Origin of the sequence: Paraburkholderia tropica, assembly GCF_914484835.1 — a bacterium.
Lineage (GTDB): Bacteria > Pseudomonadota > Gammaproteobacteria > Burkholderiales > Burkholderiaceae > Paraburkholderia > Paraburkholderia tropica_A.
The window spans coordinates 363,333-387,233 of sequence record NZ_CAJZAR010000037.1 but is presented as its reverse complement, the minus strand read 5'-3'; the positions used below and the strand labels follow the sequence as shown (position 1 = coordinate 387,233).

At 64.2% G+C, this 23,901-nt stretch carries 20 protein-coding genes; 10 read left to right on the top strand and 10 right to left on the bottom strand.

All coding sequences use genetic code 11. From position 1 onward, the window contains the following. Window positions 1-37 precede the first annotated feature (37 nt). Window positions 38-2,176 (bottom strand): phosphocholine-specific phospholipase C, encoded by a 2,139-nt coding sequence (locus LDO54_RS09890; RefSeq protein ID WP_224009669.1) that lies wholly within the window; start codon window positions 2,174-2,176, stop codon window positions 38-40. A 224-nt stretch (window positions 2,177-2,400) separates the two neighbouring features. Between LDO54_RS09890 and LDO54_RS09885 the strand changes: the two genes are divergently transcribed. Continuing rightward, window positions 2,401-2,739 (top strand): hypothetical protein, encoded by a 339-nt coding sequence (locus LDO54_RS09885; protein ID WP_224009667.1) that lies wholly within the window; start codon window positions 2,401-2,403, stop codon window positions 2,737-2,739. A 109-nt stretch (window positions 2,740-2,848) separates the two neighbouring features. On the opposite strand, the gene LDO54_RS09880 is transcribed toward LDO54_RS09885, so the two are convergent. From LDO54_RS09880 to LDO54_RS09870, 3 genes are all read right to left on the bottom strand, one after another. Then, window positions 2,849-3,055, bottom strand: a complete 207-nt coding sequence (locus LDO54_RS09880; RefSeq protein WP_224009665.1) for a hypothetical protein — start codon at window positions 3,053-3,055, stop codon at window positions 2,849-2,851. 94 nt (window positions 3,056-3,149) lie between these two features. Beyond that, the gene (locus LDO54_RS09875; RefSeq protein ID WP_224009663.1) at window positions 3,150-3,500 is read right to left on the bottom strand and encodes a response regulator; all 351 of its coding nucleotides are present in this window, start codon (window positions 3,498-3,500) and stop codon (window positions 3,150-3,152) included. 214 nt (window positions 3,501-3,714) lie between these two features. Then, entirely contained in the window at window positions 3,715-3,969 is a 255-nt protein-coding gene (locus tag LDO54_RS09870) for a DUF2795 domain-containing protein (RefSeq protein ID WP_224009661.1), read from the bottom strand. Between the two features lie 290 nt (window positions 3,970-4,259). Here LDO54_RS09870 and LDO54_RS09865 point away from each other — a divergent pair, with 290 nt between their 5' ends. Continuing rightward, window positions 4,260-5,531: a GGDEF domain-containing protein gene (locus tag LDO54_RS09865; RefSeq protein WP_224009659.1), complete on the top strand. Its 1,272-nt coding sequence runs from the start codon at window positions 4,260-4,262 to the stop codon at window positions 5,529-5,531. 814 nt (window positions 5,532-6,345) lie between these two features. Beyond that, a complete protein-coding gene (gene cqsA, locus LDO54_RS09860; RefSeq protein WP_224009657.1) occupies window positions 6,346-7,644 on the top strand; it encodes an alpha-hydroxyketone-type quorum-sensing autoinducer synthase in 1,299 nt (432 codons plus the stop codon). A 62-nt stretch (window positions 7,645-7,706) separates the two neighbouring features. Here the strand turns inward: cqsA and LDO54_RS09855 are convergent, their stop codons facing one another. The 4 genes from LDO54_RS09855 to LDO54_RS09840 all read right to left on the bottom strand — a co-directional run bounded on the left by LDO54_RS09855 (window position 7,707) and on the right by LDO54_RS09840 (window position 12,800). Then, window positions 7,707-8,732, bottom strand: a complete 1,026-nt coding sequence (locus tag LDO54_RS09855; protein ID WP_224009656.1) for a response regulator — start codon at window positions 8,730-8,732, stop codon at window positions 7,707-7,709. After that, complete coding sequence (locus tag LDO54_RS09850) at window positions 8,729-10,090, bottom strand: sensor histidine kinase (protein ID WP_224009654.1); 1,362 nt, start codon at window positions 10,088-10,090, stop codon at window positions 8,729-8,731. Before LDO54_RS09850 ends, LDO54_RS09855 begins: the two co-directional genes overlap by 4 nt. A gap of 252 nt (window positions 10,091-10,342) precedes the next feature. Next, complete coding sequence (locus LDO54_RS09845; protein ID WP_224009652.1) at window positions 10,343-11,197, bottom strand: alpha/beta fold hydrolase; 855 nt, start codon at window positions 11,195-11,197, stop codon at window positions 10,343-10,345. Window positions 11,198-11,201: 4 nt separating this feature from the next. Continuing rightward, complete coding sequence (locus LDO54_RS09840; RefSeq protein WP_224009650.1) at window positions 11,202-12,800, bottom strand: benzoate-CoA ligase family protein; 1,599 nt, start codon at window positions 12,798-12,800, stop codon at window positions 11,202-11,204. 346 nt (window positions 12,801-13,146) lie between these two features. Here LDO54_RS09840 and LDO54_RS09835 point away from each other — a divergent pair, with 346 nt between their 5' ends. The 6 genes from LDO54_RS09835 to LDO54_RS09810 all read left to right on the top strand — a co-directional run bounded on the left by LDO54_RS09835 (window position 13,147) and on the right by LDO54_RS09810 (window position 20,812). Next, the gene (locus LDO54_RS09835; protein ID WP_224009648.1) at window positions 13,147-14,115 is read left to right on the top strand and encodes a helix-turn-helix transcriptional regulator; all 969 of its coding nucleotides are present in this window, start codon (window positions 13,147-13,149) and stop codon (window positions 14,113-14,115) included. Window positions 14,116-14,270: 155 nt separating this feature from the next. Beyond that, complete coding sequence (gene boxC, locus LDO54_RS09830; protein ID WP_224009646.1) at window positions 14,271-16,001, top strand: 2,3-epoxybenzoyl-CoA dihydrolase; 1,731 nt, start codon at window positions 14,271-14,273, stop codon at window positions 15,999-16,001. A gap of 52 nt (window positions 16,002-16,053) precedes the next feature. After that, window positions 16,054-17,481: a benzoyl-CoA 2,3-epoxidase subunit BoxB gene (gene boxB / locus LDO54_RS09825; RefSeq protein ID WP_224009644.1), complete on the top strand. Its 1,428-nt coding sequence runs from the start codon at window positions 16,054-16,056 to the stop codon at window positions 17,479-17,481. A 29-nt stretch (window positions 17,482-17,510) separates the two neighbouring features. After that, complete coding sequence (gene boxA / locus LDO54_RS09820) at window positions 17,511-18,755, top strand: benzoyl-CoA 2,3-epoxidase subunit BoxA (protein WP_224009642.1); 1,245 nt, start codon at window positions 17,511-17,513, stop codon at window positions 18,753-18,755. 255 nt (window positions 18,756-19,010) lie between these two features. Then, window positions 19,011-19,475, top strand: a complete 465-nt coding sequence (locus LDO54_RS09815) for a PaaI family thioesterase (RefSeq protein WP_224009640.1) — start codon at window positions 19,011-19,013, stop codon at window positions 19,473-19,475. A 131-nt stretch (window positions 19,476-19,606) separates the two neighbouring features. Further along, complete coding sequence (locus LDO54_RS09810; protein WP_224009638.1) at window positions 19,607-20,812, top strand: major royal jelly family protein; 1,206 nt, start codon at window positions 19,607-19,609, stop codon at window positions 20,810-20,812. Between the two features lie 31 nt (window positions 20,813-20,843). On the opposite strand, the gene LDO54_RS09805 is transcribed toward LDO54_RS09810, so the two are convergent. Both LDO54_RS09805 and LDO54_RS09800 read right to left on the bottom strand, forming a co-directional pair. Continuing rightward, window positions 20,844-21,755, bottom strand: a complete 912-nt coding sequence (locus tag LDO54_RS09805) for a ketopantoate reductase family protein (protein ID WP_224009636.1) — start codon at window positions 21,753-21,755, stop codon at window positions 20,844-20,846. 69 nt (window positions 21,756-21,824) lie between these two features. Next, window positions 21,825-22,673 carry an NADPH-dependent oxidoreductase gene (locus LDO54_RS09800; protein ID WP_224009634.1) on the bottom strand — a complete coding sequence of 283 codons (849 nt, stop codon included), beginning with the start codon at window positions 22,671-22,673 and terminating at the stop codon, window positions 21,825-21,827. A gap of 348 nt (window positions 22,674-23,021) precedes the next feature. Between LDO54_RS09800 and LDO54_RS09795 the strand changes: the two genes are divergently transcribed. Then, window positions 23,022-23,897, top strand: a complete 876-nt coding sequence (locus LDO54_RS09795) for an oxidoreductase (protein WP_224009633.1) — start codon at window positions 23,022-23,024, stop codon at window positions 23,895-23,897. Window positions 23,898-23,901 lie beyond the last annotated feature (4 nt).

The window sequence follows — 23,901 nt, the reverse complement described above, 5'->3', positions numbered from 1 at the left end:
CCCTCATTTTAGATCAATCGATATGAAACGGGGCGGCTCAGCTCGCCGCGCCCATTTCGGGATCGCTGATGCTGTCCCTGCCGGTTTCCACGCGGCCCGCGAAGCGGCGCGTGGTGCCGTCGGCGGCGCTCAGCGTGAAGTCGTACCAGCCGCCCGATGCGTCGAGCGGCCAGCTCTGCGTGACGCGTGCGCGCGGCGCGACGGTGAAGGTCCACGGTCCATCGCGGCGATAGGCGTTCGCGCTCACGGTGCAGGTGGCGGATTCGCGGCCTTCGTTGACGATGGCGATGCCGACGCTATTGGCGCCCGCGTCGTAGCTCACCTGCATTTTCAGTCCCGCTCCGTGCGGCGGCTGCCCCACGTTGCCCGCGAAGCCGCGATGAAATCCGTTGGGGCCGAGCACCCAGAGATCGTAGGCGCCCGCATCGGTGGGCGTGGGCGTCCACGTATCGGCGAGATGCTTGCCAGCTTCGACGGTATAGCGACGCGGCGCGCGGTCGAGATGCCGTTTGTCGTAGACGTGAAAGACCGCGCCCGCGCTGCCTTCGTTGCTGAAGACGAGATGCACCTCGCGATGTTTCGCATCGACGCTCGCATGCGTATGCAGCCGATACGGCAGTGCGCGCGACGGACGCGCGACGCGCGCCTGATGCGGCATCGTCTGTTCGCTTTCGGCGGGCGCGTGCACGGTTTTGAGCGCGCTTTGCTGGGCGTTGAGCGCATCGGCGGCGGCGCGTGTGGGCGCAGGAAAATGCGTGGACGATTTTTCGTTCGGGCTACTGAAGTTAAATGCCGAGGTCATGTCGCCGCAAACGACACGCCGCCATGCGCTGATATTCGGCTCCTGCACGCCGAAGCGCTGTTCGAGAAAACGCAGCACGGACGTGTGATCGAACACCTGCGAATTGACATAGCCGCCCGTGCTCCACGGCGAGATCACGAACATCGGCACGCGCGGACCGGGCCCGTAAGGCTGGCCGTCGGGCGCGAGCGGTTGTTTGTCGCCGGGCGGATTCGGCACCGTGAAATACTCGTGCTCCGTGCTGACCGTCGACTTGCCAGCATAGCTGCCGTCGTCGAGCGGCGAGGGCACGGCGGGCGGCGGCATATGATCGAAGAAGCAGTCGTTCTCGTCGTAGTTCACGAACAGCACGGTCTTGCTCCAGACCTCGGGATTCGACGTGAGCGCGTCGAGCAGTTGCTGGATGTACCACGCGCCCTGGCCCGGCGTGGAAATGGCCGGATGCTCGCAATACGCTTGCGGCGAGACGATCCAGCTCACTTGCGGCAGCCGGTTCGCCGTCACGTCGTCCTTGAGCGCCTGCAAAAAGCCGCCGTCGGGCAGCGTATTGCCGATGCCTTTATAGAGCGGCGATTGCGCTTCGATTTCCGGTGTCCACGGCGCATTGGGCGCGCCCGCGATCGACTCGTGCACCTTGCGGAACGTGGCGAAACCCGCGAGCGGATTGTCGTTGTAATTGTCGGGCTGATTTTCGTAGACCTTCCAGCTCACGCCGGCTTTCTGCAGACGCTCCGCGTATGTGGTCCACGTGAGCCCCCTGGATGAACTGTCGAGCCAGTCCCAGCCATTGTTGTTGACCACGGCGTAGGGCGCGCCGCCGGGACCGTTGGTGCCGGTCCACAGGAAGAGGCGATTCGAATTCGTGCCGCCATGCAGCGAGCAATGGTAGGCGTCGCAGATCGTGAAGGCATTCGCGAGCGCGAAATGAAACGGCAGGTCGGCGGCCTGCAAATAGCCCATCGACACATTGCCTTTCGCGCGCGGCCAGTGCGTCATGCGGCCCGCATCCCACGCGGCATGCGCGTCGAGCCATTCGTGCGCGCCGCCCGCGAGCAGCGCATTGCCCTTGCTTTTGTCGAGGTAGAACGGCAGCAGCGTGCGCTCGCCGTCGCTTTGCTGCCAGACGCTCGCGTCGCGCGGCTGCGGAATCGTGATGCGGTCGCCGAAGCCGCGCACGCCGGGCAGCGTGCCGAGGTAATGATCGAACGAGCGGTTTTCCTGCATGAAGATCACGACGTGCTCGACGTCCTGAATCGTGCCGGTCGCGTTGTGCGCGGGGATGGCGAGCGCGCGCCGGATCGCGGGCGGAAACAGGCTGAGCGCGGCGCCGGCCGCGGCGCTGCGCAGAAAGTGACGGCGGTCCTTCGAGGTCATCGTGCAACGTGCGGTGATGGTGTGGGCGGATGCAGGCTAGGCACGCGTGAGCATGACACGTTGGCCGCGCGCTTGCGTATCGACTGTACCGGATTCAGTGAGCGTGTTGCGGGTGTCGTACCCCGTCGATGTCGCGAGTTTAAGCCAGCGTGCGCGGCACGCAAGCTGCTGTGCGCAGGAGAGGCGCGTCATTGGCGGAAATGCGCCGTTATCGGAGGTGTGCCATGAACGATCATCACAAGCGTGCTGAGCAACAGGCGGCGCCTGCCGCGCATACAGCGCGTCATGTATCGCAGACGTCCCACGAATCGCAGGAACCCTCGCAGGAGGAAGCGCAGAGTGTGAAGCATCCGCGTCATGAGGGCGGTGAGCCGGTGGCGACGCGTCATCCGCACGAGCCGCGTTCGGTGGGCGTGCAGGGGCATCGCGATCTCGAACGCGGTTTGGAGGATACGGACCGCTGGGGTGGCGATGCGTATCAGTCGCGCACGCAAAACGACGCGCAGGCGAATCGCAACGCGAAGCCCAATGCGAATGCCCATGTGAATCCCAAGCGGCGCTGAATGAAGACGCGGGAATTGAATGAGGTGTAAAAGCGCGCGCGGCGTCAATCGCTTTTGCGCCGCGCGCGTTTCATATCAGCGTGAATATTGAATCTGCCGAGTCCGGCGATTAATCCGATTTCCCGCCGCCGTCGAGGCCCGCGCCTTTGCGCCAGACTTCCTTGCCGCGTTCCGAGAGTTCGCCGCTGCTGTGTGTGGCGTCTGGCTCGGTGCCGTGCACGGCCATATCGCCGCCGGGTGGCTCCTGTGACGGCTGTTTGTGCTGCTTGCGTTGCGCGACGCGGTCGTCCTGCGAGCGTCCTGCGTAGTCGGTCATGATGGCCCTCCTGGTGGCATCGTCATGCCTTGCGCGCCGCAATGCGCGTGCCGCGACTTCATGGCAATCACTGAGGATGGCGAATCAATCGTCGTCACGGAGACGCTACGCGCCGCAGAATATCGAGTAATTGCGCCACGGCGAAAGGCTTGCGCAGAAAACCGACCACGTCGGCGTCGGCGGGCAGCGTGACGAGCGCGGAGACGAGCACGAGCGGAACGGCCGCGAGCTTGCGGTCGCGGCGCATGGCGCGCATCAGTTCGAGGCCGTCCATGCGCGGCATCATGCAGTCGGAGATCACGACGTCGGGCGGGTCGGCGAGCGCGCTCTTGAGCGCGTCCGAGCCGTCCAAGGCGGTCCTGACCCGATAGCCTTCCTGGCCGACCAGCTCCTTGAGCGCGTCCAGTGCGTTGCTGTCGTCGTCGACGAGTAATACGGTTGCCATACGTCGTTTACCTGTGCGGCGCGCATCGACCACCCCGGCGGTCCTCACGTCGCGTGCGCCCTTGTTCTTGCCGTGGCTGCGCCCTTGATCCGGGCAGTCCGAAGCCGGGGACCGTCCGGCACTCGGGGCGGAGTGCGCAAATTTCGTTCCCGGCGAGTCCGGGGGCGTCGTTGTCTGGCTGCTGCGCATAGGCGTTGACCGGTGTAAGCGGCGCTCAGCGGACCGCGAAAGGCCGCGGGCGCGCCTGCCGGTCGTGCGCGGCGACAATCGACGCCGACACTTCCGAAAAGCTGCCGAACGCCTCGTCGGGCAGCTCGCGCAGCGCGGCGAGCACGTCGGCGCGCGCGCCCGCGCGTTCGGCGCATTCGATCAGCGTGCCCGGATGGGCGGGGAAGGTCACGGTGTCGACGGCGCGCTCGACGCGCAATATCAGCGCCTCGCGTGCGACGTCCGGTATCGATGCGGGCATGGCAGTCTCCTGAATGACGTTGGCGTTGAATGGGCGTGCATTGCCGTTTTCTTCAGCAGATGGCGTTCCCGTCGATCCGTGTGTACGCATCGATCGGTGAATGCGGGGCGAATGCGGAGCGAGTCGTGGCAATTCATCGCCAATTCGCGGCTATTCATCCTGCATGAATAAATATCCGCGCCACATATCGACGGTGCCTACTAAAAACCATGCAAGCTTTATGCAATTCGTGCCCTAAACTGACGTGACCCCTTATCGAATTCCGAGCCAGCCGCGGCCGTGCGCAGTCCATGCTAAATCCGGTCAATATTCTTCTCGTCACGGTGCTATCGAGCATCATGAGCCTCGCGATTCTCGGCTCGCTGCGGCCCGCCCGCATTCCTGGCGTGAGCCGCTGGATTGGCGCTTACGTGATGGCGAGCATCGCGCTCGTGCTCGCGGGCATGCAGCCCATGGGCATGCCGATCCTCACGATCCTCGTGTCGAACACGCTGCTCGCGGTCGCCGTCACGCGCGTGCTCGAAGGCTGCCGCGAGTTTTTCGGCCTGCGTCCGCGCGTGCCGCTCGCGTGGGCGGGCTGCGCGGCGCTGGCGGTCGGCATCGCGTGGTGGTACTGGGTGGAACCGGATCTCGGCGTGCGCATTGCGATCGTGTCGGCGTTTCATGCGTCGGTTTATGGCGCGATCGGCTGGCTCGCGCTGCATGACCGGCCGCCCGGTCGACCGCGTTACAGCTATGGTTTCGTGACCTGGTCGGCGTGGCTGGGCGCGTTTGCGCACGGCCTGCGCGGCATGATTTACGGCAGCGGGCTCGTGCACCAGACCACGATGCTCGATTCCACGCCCTTCAATGTGGCGTATCTGGCGCTCGGCATTCTGGTGTTGCCGGCGCTCTCGATCGGCATGGTGCTGCTCGCGCACGACCGCATGGCGGAGCGGCTCGAACACCTCGCCAACCGCGACGAACTGACCGGAGCGCTCACGCGCCGCGCCTTCGTCACGCAAGCGGACGCCTTGCTCGGCGCGGCCCGCGCGATGGGCGCGCCGCTCGCGCTCGCCATCATCGACATCGATCATTTCAAGGCTGTCAACGATCTCTATGGCCACGCGGCCGGCGATCGCGTGCTGGCCCATTTCGGCCGCGTGATGTCGTCGGGCGTGCGCGAGACCGATCTGTTCGGGCGCTTGGGCGGCGAGGAATTCGCGCTGCTGTTTCCGGCGACGCAGCGCGAGCACGCCGCCGCGCGCGTCGACGCGCTGCGCGTGGCCGCGCTTTCGGTGCGGCGCACGGCGGATCAACCGGCGCCGATTCACGGGACACCGGGCGCGGAGCAGAGCGGCTCAGGCGAGCCGCATCTCGCGCGCGAACCCGCCCACGACGGTTTGACCTTCAGCGCGGGCGTGGACGCGCTCGCTCCCGGCGACACCTTGACGACCCTGATGGCACGCGCGGACGCGGCGCTTTACGAAGCGAAAATGCGCGGCCGCAATCAGGTCGTGAGTGCGCGCGCCGCTGAATCGCGCGACGCGATTTCCGCCAACGACGACACAAAAATTTCATAACGCCGTCGGCAATATTTTCTTCTCGCTTCGCATGACACGCGTTGTTCACGCATTGTTGCGTGCGGACGCGCCGCTGCACGCTGGCTGATTCGATTGTTTCGCTTATTTACCTGCCAATAGCAGGGGATTCATGCTTGTCGCATGAAATCTTTACCATCGCCGGTGTGCATTCGTTACGGCGAAAATAATTTCGGAATGCAAAGCGCATCGAAGCCGGTGAAATGCATCACGTGGCTGTTTTTAAAGGATAATTATCGAAGGTGCGTTAAACGTTCCCCGCAACGTTTGTTCCAGCGAGCTGTGCGCCATCATGTGCGCGCCGCGCGGAACCGTACCCCATTCATCGGGCAAGCGTCTCTTTCCATCCACCCGTGGCGATTGCGCGAAGCGGTCATCGCACGAGTGCCGGGACGCTCGCTCAAGGCGTAAAGCGCCCGCATCCGCCTTTCAATTCGCAGCCGTTTGCGCGCGTCCGGGGGGATGCGTAGCGCGTCGACGGGAGATCGCGCCAAGGGGATCTCAGCGCAGCATCGCGGCCGCCGCGCGCGGCCGGCATGCGCTCGGGTTTGCGCTCAGCGTTGCACTCGGGGCCGGGTGCGATGGCGCATCCGGCCCGCCCCTCGTCGCCACGCGCGCGCCAGTCTTTCATATCCGCAATTACCAGCCTGTTTTACCAGCCTGCAGCCTGGATGTCTCGCCATGCCTTCGTGCGCGAGGTGTCCAGGCACGGGTCTATCACCGGCCAGCTATCGCAGTCGATCTCGACCCAGATGTCGCTAGCGGGGGGCGGCCATTCACCACCAAGGAGCCTGAGATGAAAGCAGTGAATAACAACTGGCGTGACGCACACAACAACGACGCGGGCTTGCCCGCATTTCTCGCGGCACGCGTCGACCGCTATTACGAGGCGCGCGTGCAGCAGACGTGGGCGGGCGGTCACATCATGATGGGCCGCGAGCCCGATGCGCAGGCGCTGCATCTGTCGAGCAACGACTATCTGTCGATCGCGCGGCAGCCGGAAATTCTCGACGCGATGTGCACGAGCATCCGTTCGGAAGGCAACGGTCTGCTAATGTCGGGCATTTTTCTGCACGGCGACGCGTGTCCGCAACTCGTGCTCGAAGACCGCTTTGCCCGCTATATGGGCACCGAAGCGAGCGTGCTGTGTCAATCGGGATTCGCCGCCAATACGGGGCTGATCCAGTCGATCGCCAACGCGCAGACGCCGGTGTATGTCGACATGATGGCGCACATGTCGCTGTGGGAAGGCATTCGCAGCGCGGGCGCGAAACCCATCAGCTTCATGCATAACGATGCCGCGCATCTGGAGCAGCGCATTCGCCGTTACGGGCCGGGCATCGTGATGGTCGATTCGGTGTACAGCACGAATGGCAGTGTCTGTCCGTTGCAGGCCTTCGCTGACGTGTGCGCCGCGCACGATTGCGTGTTCGTGGTGGACGAGTCGCATTCGCTCGGCACGCACGGGCCGCACGGCGCGGGCATGGTCGCGGAATTGGGGCTCGGCGAGCGCGTGCATTTCCGCACGGCGAGTCTCGCGAAAGCGTTTGCGGGACGCGCGGGCATCATCAGCTGTTCGCGGCGTTTTCAGGAGTATTTCAAGTTCGAAGCGCTGCCCGCCATTTTCAGTTCGACACTGCTGCCGCATGAAACCGCGGGTCTCGCGGCGACGCTCGACGTGATCGAGCGCGACGACTGGCGCCGCGCGCGGCTCGCGTCGAATGCGGATTATGTGCGTTCGCGTCTGAGCGAGTTCGGCTACAACCTCAACGGCAGCGAAACGCAGATCGTCGCGCTCGAAGCGGGGCCGGAAACGCAGACCATCGTGCTGCGCGATGCGCTGGAAGCGCGCGGCATTTTCGGGTCGGTATTCTGCGCGCCCGCCACGGCGCAGAATCGCTCGCTGATTCGCCTGTCGATCAACGCGGCCATGAGCGATGCGGATATCGAGCGCCTCGTGGATGTTTGCAAGGCGATTCGCGACGAGGTGCAGATGTGGAACTGGCCGTCGACGCGCCGTCTCATGGAGCGTGGCGAAGGCCGTGCGCGCACGCGTCAGGCGCCCGCGCTGATCGAGCTGCCGGAAGCGGCGTAATAAAGCGGATAGGGCGGATAAGGCTGGAAAAGCGTTAAGCCGTCAGGGCAGGCGTGGGGCGTTCAGTGCGTGCCCCACGCCGCTTGAATCTCGCGGTCGAGGCGTTGCAGATAGCCGTCGTAGGGCGCGACGCTGTCGAGCGTGAGGCCGGGCGGGCGCTTCACGATCGAATAGACGTAGCGGCGTTCGCCTTCGAATACCGATGCGGGATGCATGTAGAGCCGCCAGTCCGCGCATTGCGCCGGATAGTAGCCTTCGGTGCGCCAGAAGTAGGGCACGCTGCCGCAACTGTCGAGTTCGGCGAGAAAGCTCGCGGGCGCGCTTTGCTCGACGGCGATCTCGCGCACGCCGCGCAGCGATTCGTCGGTATGAATAATGAGCAGATAAGCCGTGCCTTCGGCATCGAACATCAGAAGGCCGGGCGGCTGATAAGAAAGGTAATGTTCGACAATGCCAAATGAATCGAAAATGCCTTGCACATGCGCCGCGAGCGCGCCGTCCTTGAGAAACGCATATTCCGATACCGCGAGTGCGTCGAGCACGCTGCCGCTGGTTTTGTCGAAATGCGCGAGCTGCATGTCGTGAATGGCCTGATTCAAGGTTTCGACGGCATCGGCTTCATGCTTGCGGATAAAACGGTCGATTAGCCCTTCATTGAAACTTTTCACCGCCACGTGTTCGTCGGCCTTGCCGGTGAGCATGATCTTTTTGATCGAGGGATTCGTAAGGCGGCGGCAAAATTCGATACCGTTGAGTTCCGGCATGTCGTAATCCACCACTACGACCGAAATGGACTCGAAGCGCGCGGGCCGGTTCACGAGGCTGCGAATCGCGTCCACGCGCATGGCGATGACCTGATGCGCATCGTTTTCCTCGGTGCGGTCGAGATAGGGACTGAAGATGGGCGAGACGGGCTGATCCTGGGCCGCGCGCGCATTGAGGTACTTGAGTCCTTCGCCCGGCGAGCTGAACATGCGGAACGCCAGTTCCGGGTCGAGCTGCAAGCTCAGATTCGAAAGAAATGCCGCACTGTCGTCGACGAAGGCGACTGTGGTTGGCCAGGAAAATGGCTGAATGGCTTTCGTCATGGCGTTGGGAATGTCAAAACGAACTCGGTATATTGGCCTTTGACCGAGGAGCAGGTAATCGCTCCCCCCATCGCTTGCATGACATCGCGGCAGAATGCCAGTCCGATTCCCGCGCCCAGCGATACGTCATCGGTGATGGTGCTTGAAGTATAAAAGCGGGTAAAGATGTGCGGCAAGGCTTCCGGCGAAATACCCGTTCCGGTATCGCTGAAAATCAAGCGATTAGCGCGTTTACCCGATTCAAGACGAATAGAAATATGCGCGCCTTCGATACTGCCCATATGCCGGAAGGCGTTTTTAATCAGATTGAACAAGACGTGCACGGTCAGCATTTCCGAGCCGGCGAATTCGAAATCGGGCCGCAGATTGCAATGCACGCGCGCGCGGTCGCCTTCGCGAAACGGATAGCGCGCCAGTGCCGTTTCCACGCAATGCACGATGGAGCACGTGCTTGCGTTTTGCATCGTTCCGCCGGTAAAGCGCGCGGTGGCGAGCAGCATGTCGATGATCGCGTTCGAATGCAGCGCCTCCTGCTCGATGCGCCCGACCACGCCTTGCATCGAATGCAGATGCGCCACGCGTATTTTCGGCACCGGCAGGCGGTGACGCTGGGCCAGCAGATAGGTATCGAGCAGCGCGGGCAGATAGCGCATGAGGCCGGCGGCACCGACGCGGATGGCGACGAGCGGCGTGCGCAGTTCGTGCGCGACGCTGCCCGCGGTGGCGAGCATCGCGCGCTCCTGTTCGATCTGGATGCGGTCCTGGTCGTAATTGGCGATGGCGCCGATCGCCACGGCAAACGAGAAAATCGCCAGATGCGTGAGGTAGCCGCCAGTCAGCGTGAACGAATCGGACGTGAGCGTGTAGGCGAGCAGCGCCAGGCCGATGCCGACGAGAAATTGCAGCACGAGCATCAGCCAGTCGAGCAACAGCACCATCACGAAGGCCGCGATCAGCGCGCTTTCCACCCAGACCTCATTGCCGTTGTTCTTGAACAGCATGAAGGTGAAGAAAAACGGCAGGCCGTAAAGCGTGCAGAAATACCAGTACCACGGCAGGAATTTTTTTATCGCGACGGGCCAGCGGTCCGGGAACAGGAACGGCGCGAACAGCGCGGACCCGATCAGGCGCAGCGTGAGATTTTCATAAGGCTGAGGAAACAGGACTTTCCAGACGTAGTAGTAAAGTGGAAAGCCGATTGTCGCGACCACGGCGAAGGGCCGCATGCGCCGCTTCACGTATTGCATGTTGCGCAGCGCGGGCGCGAACGCGTGCGCCATGAACGCCTTCAGCGCGGCCCATTCGCGCCGCGCGCGCAGCGTGATTCTCGATACGTTCATCAGGATGGAATCGCTCATCGTTGGGTGCCGTGCCGTCGGCGGCGCTGCTGTGCGTGTGCACACGTCGCGGCGCGTGCGTTGCGTGCGTTGCGTTGCGCCAGCCGCGCGTCTCCGTGGGCGCTCTGGCAGCGCTTTCGGCCAGAGCAAACGATACCATCATTGCGATGCGCCGTTCGGGCGGCGCGGGGAGCGAACAGTCAGGGTTCAGCGGAGGGTTTTGCGCGCGGTAAGTATTCGATGCCCGGCGCATCGTTTGCGCGTGTGCTGCGATTATCGTGCGCCGATCCGGCTGCGCATGAACGTGTCGATGGCGTCGTCGAGCGTGGCGCGCGCGTCGCGATGGGGAGAATGGCCGCCCGCGTCGAGCGTCAGCACGTGCGCGTGCGGCACCGCCGCGCCGATCGCCTCGATTTGCGCCAGCGTGCCGTATTGATCGTCGCGCGCCTGCACGGCGAGCAGCGGCGCGGTAATCGGCGAGAGCGTCTCGACGATATTCCACGCGCGGAATGCCGGATCGAGCCAGATGTCGTTCCAGCCGTAGAACGCGGAATCGACGTCGTCGTGATAGCGCGAAAGTTTGGCGCGCAGAGTCGTTTGCGGGTTTGTCTGCTGTGCCGTTGCTTCGTAGGCCCGCCGGGTTTGCGCAATGCTCTCGACTGAAATCGTTTCCACGAAGACATGCGGCGCGATCACGACCGCGCCCGCGAGCCCACGCGGAAAAGACGCGGCGTATAGCAGTGCGATCGAGGCGCCGTCGCTATGCCCGATGAGCCACATACGCGCGCGTTCGGCATCGCTCACGCCGAGCGCATCGAGCAGCGCGGGCAACACGTCGCGCGCCTGACTCGACATGAAATCGACGGGCCATTTTTCCGTGGACGCGCGCGGCGTGGAGCGGCCATAACCGGGCCGCGAATAAACGAGCCCGCGCAAGCCGAGGCGTTCGCATAACGCTTGCGGCCAGTCCTTCCACATCGCAATCGAGCCGAGTCCTTCGTGCAGAAAAACGGCGATGGGCGCATGCGCGTCGTCGACGCCGATCCAGCGGTATTCGATACTCAGCGCGCCGCGCCTGGCGTGAAAGTCGGCGCCGGCGGGCAACACGGCAAATTCGCTTGCGTTCATGAATTCAAGGCGGAGATTGAAATTGTTCGCGCAGCCGGAAACGCTGGATTTTACCGGTCGCGGTTTTCGGCAAATCGTCGACGAACAGAATATCGCGCGGATACTTATGCGGCGCCAGACGTGTTTTCACGAAGGCCTTGAGCGTCGCGGCCATCGTGTCGGGTTCGGCGCATTCGGCCCGACGCTCGCGCTTGAGCACGACGAATGCGCAGGTCTTGACGAGCCCGTTTTGCTCGACGCCGATCACCGCCGCTTCGAGTACGGCTTCGTGCTGCACGAGCACCATCTCCACTTCGATTGGCGAGACATATTGGCCGCTGACCTTGAGCATGTCGTCGCTGCGGCCCGCGTAAACATAGCAGCCGCCCGGCAGGCGACGATATTTGTCGCCGCTCTTGACCCAGTCGCCGAGAAAGGTCGCGCGCGACTTCTCGCGATTGTTCCAATACATTAGCGCGGCGCTCGGGCCGCGAATATAGAGGTCGCCAATTTCGCCATCGGCGACGAGCTGGCCGGATTCGTCGCGCAATTCGACGTCGTAGCCAGGAACCGGGCGGCCCGTGGTGCCGTATTCGACATCGCCGGGACGATTCGACAAAAAGATATGCAGCATTTCCGTGGAGCCGAGTCCGTCGAGAATATCGCTGCCGAAATGCTGGCGAAAGCGCTCGCCGATTTCGCGCGGCAACGCTTCACCCGCCGAGGTGCAGACGCGCAGCGCGACGTCCGCGCGCGCGGGTAAAGACGGCGAGGCCATCATGCTCGCGTAGAGCGTAGGCACCCCGTAGAACACGGTCGGGCGATGCTGCACGAGGCGCGCGAATACCGCGTTGGCGGTGGGGCGCTCGGCCATCAGCACGGTGGTCGCGCCAACCGAAAGCGGAAACGACAGAGCGTTGCCGAGTCCATACGCGAAAAAGAGTTTAGCGGCTGAAAAAACGACGTCGGTTTCGCGGATGCCGAGTATCGGTTTCGCGTAGGTTTCGACGGTCCAATAAAGATTCGCGTGCGTGTGAACCGTGCCCTTCGGTTTTCCAGTCGAACCCGACGAATAGAGCCAGAAGGCGATATCGTCGGCGCTGGTGGGCGCGATGTGCGCGGCGGGTGCCGCGTTGTCGATGAGTGTGCGCAGCGAGGTTTCGGTCGAACGATCCGCAAGCGGTTGCGACACGACGAGCGTGCAGTCTTCGCAGCCCGCCTGGTCGAGCGCGGGCTTCACCGCAGGCAGCACGGCGCCCGATACGATGACGACGCGCGCGCGGCTATGCGCGAGCATATAGGCGTAATCGGCGGCCGTGAGCAGTGTGTTGACGATCACGGGCACCACGCCCGCAAGCAGCGCGCCGAGAAACGCGACCGGCAATTCGACGGTGTCGAGCATCACGAGCAGGATGCGTTGTTCGGCATGCACGCCTAGCGCACGCAAGACGCTCGCGAAACGGCGCGCGCGCGTTTCGAGTTCGCCATAAGCGAGGGTTGTGTGATCGTCGATATAGGCGGGTTTCTCGGTGCGCGCGGCGTTTAACGCGAACAGATGCGCGGCGAAATTGAATTGCACGGGAGGGGGAATAACGGAATTGATTGACGCTGCCTTCGTGTCCACGATGCTGTCTCCGTTTTGTCCGCCTCGATCGCGTGCCGCCGATCGCCGCTTGTTATATTGCTTCCAATATTGCCAGGGATTGCTAATGATTGTTTGAGGTCGTGCGCGATGCTCGCAGTCTTGCCGCCGCCCGCGCGCGTGTCTCCAGCGCGTCCTCAATGCGTCCGATCTGTGCCGGACCGCCGGGTATGCATGATCGTGCAGGCAGTCGCGCCACGATTTGACATGGAGCGGCCAGGCGGCGCGACGGGCTATCGCCACGTGCGCTTTTGGCGGAAAATTAGCGCTTAGACAAGTCCGTGTCAAGCACTATAGTACATAAAATCGCGCTGGGAGGTTTCTGAAAATGAAGCAAACATACGTTGCCGAGCCGCAGGCGGACGAGGCCGCCGAGGCACAGGAAGGCGCACGCGGCGAGCGTGCCGAGCGCGATCCGTTTCTCACGGCGATGGGCGAGCGCGTGCGCATGCTGCGCGCGCGACGCGGCATGACGCGCAAGGCGCTGGCGACGGAAACCGGGCTGTCCGAGCGTCATCTGGCGAATCTCGAATCGGGCGTCGGCAATGCCTCGGTGCTGGTCCTGCGCCAGATCGCGATCACGCTGAACTGCTCGCTCGCCGAAGTGACCGGCGACGTCACCACGTCGTCGGCGGAATGGCTGTTGATCCGCGAGTTGCTGCAAGGGCGTGACCCGGCCGCGCTGCATCGCGCGCGCGTCGCACTCGCGGAGATGTTTTCCCAGGCGCCCGCCGATCCGCACCGCAACGAACGCATCGCGCTGATCGGTCTGCGCGGCGCGGGCAAATCCACGCTGGGCCGCATGCTCGCGCAGGAACGCAAGGTGCCGTTCGTCGAACTCACGCGCGTGATCGAGCAGATGGCGGGCTGCCCGCCTGCGGAAATCCACTCGCTTTACGGCGCGAGCGCGTATCGCCGCTACGAGCAGCGCGCGCTCGAAGCAGTGATCGCGGAGCATCCGCGCGCCGTGATCGCGTCGCCGGGCGGTCTCGTCTCCGAGCCCGCGACGTTCAACGCGCTGCTCGCGCACTGCTTCACGGTCTGGCTGCAGGCCGCGCCCGAGGATCATATGCGCCGCGTGGTCGCGCAAGGCGACTTGCGGCCGATGTCGGGTCACGCCGGCAACAGCGAGGCGATGGACGATCTCAAACGTATTCTCGCGGGCCGCGCCGAACTGTACGGCCGCGCGGACATGAGCTTCGACACCAGCGAACGCACGCTCGCTGACGCCTATCTGCAACTGCGCGACCGGCTGGCGGCGCGGCTGGGCGCGGAGTTGCCGGTACGCGTCGATTGACGTTGTTGAGGTTGCGGGGCGCGTGAGTCGTCCTGCATTGCAGTTCATGGTTTACTCGTCGTGGTGGCTTGATATGCACTAAAGTGCTTTACATGGGTGCGATGTAGCACTATCGTTCATTGAAACGATGAGATGAACATCCCCAGGAGACGCCCATGGCCGCCGCCGACACCGTCCTCGCCCCGCAAGAAGCCGCGCTGGCCGCGCGCGTTGCAGCCGTTTCACCCGTTGCGCCCGTCGCGCCGGTCGATTACCGGACCGATCCCTCGCGCTATCGACACTGGACGCTCAGCTTCGACGGCGCGATCGCGACGCTCGGGCTCGATATCGCCGAGGACGGCGGTCTACGCGAGGGCTACAAGCTCAAACTGAATTCATACGATCTGGGCGTCGATATCGAATTGCACGATGCGCTTCAGCGCATTCGCTTCGAGCATCCCGAAGTGCGCACGGTGGTGCTCACGAGCCTCAAGGAGCGCGTGTTCTGCTCGGGCGCGAATATCTTCATGCTCGGCCTTTCCTCGCATGCCTGGAAGGTCAACTTCTGCAAGTTCACCAACGAAACGCGTAACGGCATCGAAGATGCGTCGCGCCATTCGGGACTCAAATTCATTGCGGCGGTCAACGGTGCGTGCGCAGGCGGCGGTTATGAACTCGCGCTCGCGTGCGACGAGATTCTGCTCGTGGACGATCGCTCGTCGACGGTCGCGCTGCCCGAGGTGCCGCTGCTCGGCGTGCTGCCCGGCACCGGCGGCCTCACGCGCCTGACCGACAAGCGCAAGGTGCGCCACGATCGCGCCGATATTTTCTGCACCGTGGTGGAGGGCATTCGCGGCGAGCGCGCGAAGGCGTGGCGTCTCGTCGACGACGTGGTGAAGCCCAATCAGTTTCGCCAGGCCGTGCAGGCGCGCGCGCTCGAACTGGCCGCGTCGAGCGACCGGCCCGTGGGTGCGCAAGGCGTGACGCTGACGCGCGTGGAACGCGTCGAGCACGAGAACGGCTTGCGCTACGCGAACCTCGACGTAACGATCGATCGCGCGAAGCGCACGGCGACATTCACGGCGAAAGCGCCGGTCGCGCCGTTGCCTGAAGGCATCGACGCTATCGTTGCGGCGGGCGCGGCATGGTGGCCGCTGCAATTCGCACGCGAACTCGATGACGCGATTCTCTCGATGCGCAGCAACGAACTCGATATCGGCACCTGGATACTCAAGACCGAAGGCGACGCGCGCGCGGTGCTGGCCGCCGACGCTGCGCTGCTCGCGCATCGCGAGCACTGGTTCGTGCGCGAGACCATCGGCATGCTGCGCAGAACGCTCGCGCGTATCGACGTCTCGTCGCGTTCGCTGTTTGCGCTGATTGAGCCGGGATCGTGTTTCGCGGGCACGTTCGCGGAATTGGCTTTCGCCGCCGACCGCACCTATATGGCGGCGCTGCCATCGAACGAGGATGAAGAACCCGTTATTACGTTTTCCGAAGCGAATTTCGGTCTCTATCCGATGGTCACGCATCAGTCGCGGCTCGCACGGCGTTTCTATAACGAAGCAGAACCGCTCGACGCGGCGCGCGCGAAGATCGGCGAGCCGGTCAAGCCCGTGGAAGCGGAGCGCATCGGCCTCGTGACGGCCGCGCCCGACGATATCGACTGGTCCGACGAGATTCGCATCGCGCTGGAAGAACGCGCGGCCATGTCACCCGATGCGCTAACAGGGCTCGAAGCCAATCTGCGCTTCAATGGCCCGGAAACGATGGAGACGCGCATCTTTGGCCGCTTGTCGGCATGGCAGAACTGGATCTTCAATCGCCCGAACGCCGTGGGCGAGAAGGGCGCGCTCAAGGTGTACGGCAAGGGCAGCAAGGCGCAGTTCGATGCCACGCGCGTTTGAGTGTCGCGTGAATCGCGTTTGAATTTCGCATGAATCGCCGCAAGGAACCGACATGTCGACTATCAATTACAGCGAAAAGATTCCGAACAACGTCAATCTCGCCGACGACCGCACGCTTCAGCGCGCACTGGAGCAGTGGCAGCCGAATTTTCTTTCGTGGTGGGGCGACATGGGGCCCGACGGCTCGCAGGGATTCGACGTTTATCTGCGCACGGCGGTGAGCGTGGACGCGGGCGGCTGGGCGCATTTCGATCACGTGAAAATGCCCGACTATCGCTGGGGCATTTTTCTCACGCCAGGCGAAGCCGAACGCAAGATTCATTTCGGCGCGCACAAGGGTGAGCCCGCGTGGCAGGAAGTGCCGGGCGAGCATCGCGCGAATCTGCGCCGCATCATCGTCACGCAGGGCGATACCGAACCCGCGTCGGTCGAGCAGCAACGTCATCTGGGTCTGACCGCGCCGTCGATGTACGATCTGCGCAACCTGTTTCAGGTGAACGTGGAGGAAGGGCGGCATTTGTGGGCGATGGTGTATCTGCTGCATCGCTACTTTGGTCGCGATGGTCGTGAGGAAGCCGAAGCATTATTGGAGCGGCGTTCCGGCGACGACGACAATCCGCGCATTCTCGGCGCATTCAACGAGAGAACGCCCGACTGGCTGGCGTTTTTCATGTTCACGTATTTCACCGACCGCGACGGCAAGTTCCAGCTTTCCGCACTCGCGGAATCGGGCTTCGATCCGCTCGCGCGCACCACGAAATTCATGCTGACCGAGGAAGCGCATCATATGTTCGTCGGCGAATCGGGCGTCTCGCGCGTGGTGCAGCGCACGGCGCAGGCGATCAACGAACTCGGCACCGACGACGCGGCGCGTCTGCGCGCAGCGGGCGTGATCGATCTCGACACGATCCAGCGCTATCTGAACTTTCATTACTCGGTGACGATCGACCTGTTCGGTGCCGATCATTCGTCGAATGCGGCGACGTTCTACAGTTCCGGCCTCAAGGGCCGCTACGAGGAAACGAAACGTGACGACGATCACCGGCTCGAAGGCCAGCAGTATCGGCTGCTCGACGTGCAGGAGGGCAAGCTCGTGGAGCGCGAGGTGCCCATGCTCAATGCCATGAACGAAGTGCTGCGCGACGATTACATCAAGGACTCGGTCGCGGGCGTGAACCGCTGGAACAAGGTGCTGGAGAAGGCGGGCATCGGCTTTCGGCTGAGCGTGCCGCACAAGGCGTTCAACCGGCAGATCGGCACCTTCGCGGGCTTGCGCGTAGCGCCCGACGGCCGTGTGATCGACGAGGCGCAATGGGCCGCGAACGAGGCGACCTGGCTGCCTACCGCCGAAGATCGCGCGTATGTGGCCTCGCTGATGGGTCGCGTGGTGGAGCCCGGCAAGTTCGCCAACTGGATCGCGCCGCCCGCGATGGGCATCAATCGTCAGCCCGTCGATTTCGAGTACGTGCGCTTCAACTGAAAGACGGCGCGGCAGGCAGGGAGACAATCATGAACGGACCGGTTCCCGTGGACATTCTCAGGCAGCATTTGATCGATCCCGAGATCTGCATTCGCTGCAATACCTGCGAAGAAACCTGTCCGATCGATGCGATCACGCATGACGGCACGAATTACGTGGTGAAGGCCGAGGTCTGCAACGGCTGCATGGCGTGCGTGCCGCCGTGTCCCACGGGCGCGATCGACAATTGGCGCAACGTGTTCAAGGCGAATGCATATAGTCTCGACGAGCAGTTTTCGTGGGACGAATTGCCGACGCAGAATCCCACGGTAAGCGCGCCCGCAGCGGCGGAAAGCGCGTCGCAAGACGCCGTGAGCGAGATGCCGGATGCGGCGGTTGTCGCTTCGGATCTCGTGCGTGGTTCGACCGTGCCGCCATGGTCGGCGGCGCGTCCTTACGTGAATCTCTACACGCACAAGGCGCCGACGACGGCCACGGTGGTCGGCAACTATCGCCTCACCGACGAGGCCACGGAAAGCGATATCCATCACCTCGTGCTCGACTTCGGCGCGATGCCGTTTCCGGTGCTCGAAGGACAGTCGATCGGCATTCTTCCGCCGGGCGAGAGCGCAGAGGGGCGCGCGCATCACGCGCGTCAATATTCGATTGCGAGTCCGCGCGACGGCGAGCGGCCCGGCTACAACAACGTCTCGCTCACGGTGAAGCGCGTGACGCACGATCACGGCGGCAAGGCCACGCTCGGCGTGTGTTCGAACTATCTCTGCGATCTCAAGAAAGGCGACGTGGTGACGGTGATCGGGCCGTTCGGCGACACTTTCCTGATGCCGAATCATCCGAACTCGCACTTGCTGATGATCTGCACCGGCACCGGTTCTGCGCCGATGCGCGCGATGACCGAATATCGCCGTCGCCGCAGGCTCAAAGGCGCAACGGGCAAACTGATGCTGTTCTTCGGCGCACGCACGCAGGCGGAATTACCTTATTTCGGACCGCTGATGAATTTGCCGAAGGATTTCATCGACACGAATCTTGCGTTTTCGCGCACGCCCGGAAAACCGAAGCGTTATGTGCAGGACGCCATGCGCGAGCGGGCCGCCGATGTCGCGCCGCTGCTCGCGGATGGCAACACACATGTTTATGTCTGCGGGCTCAAGGGCATGGAGGACGGCGTGCTGCAGGCGCTTGCCGAAATCGCCGAGGCGCACGGCCTCGGTTGGGATGCGCTGTGGGCGCGGCTCAAGCGCGAAGGGCGGCTGCACCTCGAAACGTATTGAGGGCGCGTACGCGCTGGAATGGAGCATCGATTCAGGTTCAAAACGATTTGTGCACGATCGTTCGCAACGAGGTAGGATGTCGGGACGGCGGCGCGCGCGTCAACCTTGCGCAACAGTCAGTCGCAAGGCAGAGGCGCGCACTGCCCGATTTTTTGGGCGCATCTGTGCATACGCACGCATACGTGAGCACACACGCGCACGCGTTGGCGAAACCCAGCGCGCAACCCAGCGCAACCCGACGGAGACCGGACTGCCATGAACCTCGTTGCTGAATTGCCCGCCGACCTGAGCGGCCTCGAACAACTCCAGCGCATGCTCGCGAGCGGGCGCAGCGCACCCATCGGCGAAACCCTTGGCTTCAAGCTCGTTGAAGTCGACGAAGGCCGCGTGGTGTTCGAAGGCGTGCCGGGACTGCATGCGTACAACCCGATCGGCACGGTGCATGGCGGCTACGCGGCCACGCTGCTCGATTCGGCTTGCGGCTGCGCGGCCCATTCGCGCCTCGCGCCGAATCAGGGTTACACCACGCTGGAACTCAAGGTGGCCTACCACCGGCCGATGACCGCGAAGACGGGGCCGGTGCGTGCGGAAGGGCGCGTGCTGAGCATCGGCCGCCGCGCGGCTTTCGCGGAGGCGTCGATTACCGATGCGGCGGGCAAGCTCTATGCGTCGGCGACGTCGACGCTGCTTGTTTTCGAACGTGAGTCGTCCAGCACTTGATGCAGCGCGGATAAAGACGGGCACGGCGCTCGCTTCCCGCGGTTTACAGGGAACCAACACGGCCTCGCGGCTGCCACATCATCAGCGAGGGCCGTGACAGCCGCACGGCTTCCCAACCGCAAGGAGACAGCATGGACGCCGTGCATTCCTTCCTGCGCTCGCGCAGACGCTTTGTCGCGAAGCTGGGCGCCGCCGTGTGCGGCGCGGCCTTACCCGCAGTGTTTCCCGCCGTTGTGCCGATATCCGCGGCACGGGCCGCGCCGAATCCCGATCATTCGAAACTCGAAACAGTCGCGACCTTTGGCGACGATTTTCGGCTCGTCGGCATTGGCGTGACGAAAGCGGGGCGCGTATTCGCGACCGCGCCTTCGTCGGTGCATCGATCGCGCTTCAGCGTCGTCGAAGTCGATCTGCGCAGCGGCAGCCTGCTGCCGTTTCCCGACACGCGCTGGAACACGTATCAGCCGAATCGCTCTGGCGAGCGTCAGTGGATTTCGGCGCAGGCGCTCTGGGTGGACGAACGCGACCGCCTGTGGGTGCTCGACTCGTCGCTGCCCACTGCCGATCAGCGCCTGCAACCGCCCAAGCTCGTGCAGTTCGATCTCGAGAAGCCCACGCCCGTGCGCACTTATACGTTCGAGTCCGCGATCACGCCGGCCGATTCGATCAACGACGTGCGCATCGATCTACAGCACGGCTATGCGTTCATCAGCAACGCGGGCAATCGGGGCGGCGTGGTGGTCGCGCGCTTGAGCGACGGACGCGCGCGCCTCGTGCTGGCGGGCGACCGCTCCAGCGTCTCCGATCCGAAGCAGCATCTGATGTTCGGCGACCGCGTGGCGCGCAAGCTCGACGGCCAGGTGCTCGTGCTGCAAACCGACGGCATCGCGCTGTCGCCGCAGCGCGACTGGCTTTACTATCGTCCGCTCACCGATCATCACTATTGGCGCGTGCCGACCGAGGCGCTCGTCGACGAAACGCTCTCGCCGCAAGCGCTCGGGCAGCGCGTGCAATCGCTCGGCGATTACGCGCTCACGGGCGGCTTGCTGATGGGCGCGGACGGCACGCTTTACGGCGGCGATCTCGAACAGCGCACGGTGGTGGCGCTCGCGCCCGTGACGCTCGAGGGTAAACCGGCCTTCACGCAACGCACGCTCGTCGATGATCCCGGCAAGATCTCATGGGCCGATGGATTCGCACTCCAGAATGATTATCTGTATTTCGCGGATTCGCATCTGCACGAGTTGAACTTCTCGAATGGCTATCCGCGCAAAGGGCGATTCGCGATTTTTCGCGTGAAGCTGCCGCCGCAGCCGTCGGGATTATTCGCAGGCTGAAGCGGCGGCACGGGGGAGTTTGCCTCGGCGATCAAAGCGCGCCGTGCGCCTTGTCCTCGATGAGTTTGACGAGCGTGTGCAGCAGGCGATTCGCGGGCGTCGCCACGCCGAGCGCCGCGCCGCGCCGCACGATCAGGCCATTCAGGTGATCGATTTCGCTGCGCTTGCCGCGCGCGAGATCCTGCGCGGTGGACGAGAACTGTCCCGGCATGGTTTCGGCGATGCGGCGCACGGCGGCTTCGACGTCGGGCGGCAGCGTCACGCCGTCGGCATGCGCCACGGCCTTGCATTCCTCGACCACGTCATGCATGGCGTCGCGCACGCCCGCGCCTTCTACGAGACGTCCGTACGGCAATTGCGTGATCGCCGATAGCGCGTTGTACGCGCAGTTCAGAATCAGCTTCGCCCAGAGCGCGCCGCGCACGTTCGCGGAGATTTCGGTCGGCACGTCCGCGTCGATCAGTGTCTGCGCGACGGCTTCGCTGCTGCGCGACGGCTCGATCACGAGTTCGCCGCGGCCATGATGGCGCACGTGGCCGGGCCCGGCCATTTCCGTCGCCACATAGACCACGGCGGCGGCCACGTCCTGCGGAATCACGGTGCGCAAGCGCTCGGCGTTATCGACGCCGTTTTGCAACGTGAGCACGAGCGTGTCCGCGCCGAGATGCGGTTTGATCGATTCGCCCGCGCTCTCGGTGTCGGGAGACTTCACGCAAAACAGCACGAGCTGCGCGCCCGCCACGGCGGCCGGCTCCGTGCTGCCGCGCAGATGCGGCGCGCCGATCAGCTCGTCGAAGGTCTGCGTTTCCAGACGCAAACCCTCGCGTTCGATGACCTCGACATGCTGTGCGCGGCCGATCAGCACGACGTCGTGTCCCGCGCGCGCGAGCATGCCGCCGTAATAGCAGCCCACCGCGCCCGCTCCCATGATGGCGACTTTCATTTGCGTTGCTCCTCCATTCGAACACTTCGTTATGCTGATGATTTTTACGCGGTCGTGCGCGTGTGTCGCTTAGCGCAATTCGAAGCCGAGTGCCTGGAGCGCATCGCGCAGCCGGTCGCGGCCATGCAGCGACTCGCGGCTGCGCCAGCGCGCGAGTGAGCGCGAGGTCCAGCCGGCGGCGCTCAGGCCTTGCGCGGTCTGGAAAGCGCCCATTACGTCGTCGTATTGCGCGATGCCTTCGGTTTGCGTGGGCGCGTCGTATTGCTCGCGATGGAGCACGACGCTTTGCGGCAGACGCGGCTTGATTTGCGCCGGACGCGATTCGTCCGCGTAGCCCACGCAGAGGCCGAACACCGGCATCACGCGCGGCGGCAGGCCGAGTTCGGCGGCGACCTGCTCGGGCTGATTGCGGATCGCGCCGATATACACCGAGCTCAGGCCGAGCGATTCGAGCGCGACCACGGCGTTCTGCGCGGCGAGTGCGGCATCGATCACGCCGACGAACAGCGTCTCCAGATAGTGCAGACCCTCGGCGCTCGCGGACGTGCGCTCGGCGGCGGCTTCGAGGCGGTTGAGGTCGGCGAGCCAGACGAGAAAGAGCGGCGCTTCGCGAATCTGCGACTGGTCGGCGGCGAGCTTCGACAGACGCGCCTTGCGTTCCGGGTCCTCGACGGCGACGACGCTCCACGTTTGCAGATTCGACGACGTGGAAGCTGATTGCGCCGCCGCGATCAGCGTTTCGAGCGTGCCTTCGGGCAGCGGCTTGTCGGCGTAATTGCGCACCGAGCGATGCGCGAGCAGCGTGTCGAGCGTGGCGTTCCAGGCGGGCAACGGCGCGTGCCAGGGCGTGCCGTAACGCGTTTCGAGGGCTTCGGTGGCGTTCTGGGTGGCGGACTCGGGCGTGCTGAGGGTGGACATCGGTTTGACTCCGGGTGATGCGTTGAATGCGGACAGGATAAGCGGAGCGCGTGGGCGCGAGCGCCGTATGGTACATGGCCTCGCGATTTGGCGCTGAGGCATGCGTGGGCGGACCTGAGTGGGCACGCGCGCTGCGCTCTGCACGGATGGCGCGTTACCGCTATCATCGACGCGCGCGTGCGCCACGCAGTTTGACGAGTGATTCGACGAGTGATTCGACGATCGGCTCGACGATCGGCTCGACGGCGGCGCGCCTTCCGATTGCCTTTCGCGCGCCGCAGTGGCGCGCGTTTGCGGCTGCATCCGCTGTGTTCACCTCTGCTGTGTCAACGTCTGCGAGGCCCTGTCATGTCGGCAACTTCTTCTTCGAATGCTTCCACGAATGCTTCCCCTGTGTGGTTCATCACCGGCTGCTCGATCGGCTTCGGGCGCGAGTTCGCGCGCGCTGTGCTCGCGCGCGGCTGGCGTTGCGTCGCGACCGCGCGCAACCAGGCCGCGCTCGACGATCTCGCGCCCGAGGCGGGCGAGCGTCTGCTGAAGGTTGCGCTCGACGTGACCGATCCGGCGCAGATCGCCGCGGCCGTCGCGCAGGCGCGCGAGCATTTCGGGGAGATCGACGTGCTCGTGAATAACGCGGGCTACGGTTATCAAAGCTCGATCGAGGAGGGCGAGGAGCAGCAGATCCGCGCGCAATTCGATGCGAACGTGTTCGGCCTGTTCGCGCTCACGCGCGCGGTGCTGCCCGTCATGCGCGAGCAAAAACGCGGACACGTGATCAACATTACGTCGGTGGCGGGGCTCGCGGGCTTTCCGGGGTCGGGGTATTACGCGGCGAGCAAGCACGCGGTCGAGGGCTTTTCCGATTCGCTGCTCGCGGAGGCCGGGCCGCTCGGCATCAAGGTGACCTGCGTGGAGCCGGGGCCGTTCCGCACCGAATGGGCGGGGCGTTCGCTCGTGCAGACGCCGAATCGTATCGCCGATTATGCGCCGACGGCGGGCGCGCGCATGGAGCGCACGGCAGAAGGCAGCGGTCACCAGCCGGGCGATCCGAAGCGCGCGGCGCAGGCGATCATTCGTATCACGGAGGTGGAGTCGCCGCCGCGCCATCTGGTGCTGGGCGCGTTTGGCGTGGATGCGGTGGCGGCTCGGCTGCGTGCTGCATTGGCCGATATCGAAACGTGGCGCGAGACGGGGCTGGGGACGGATTTTCCGGCGGGGGAGTGAGCGG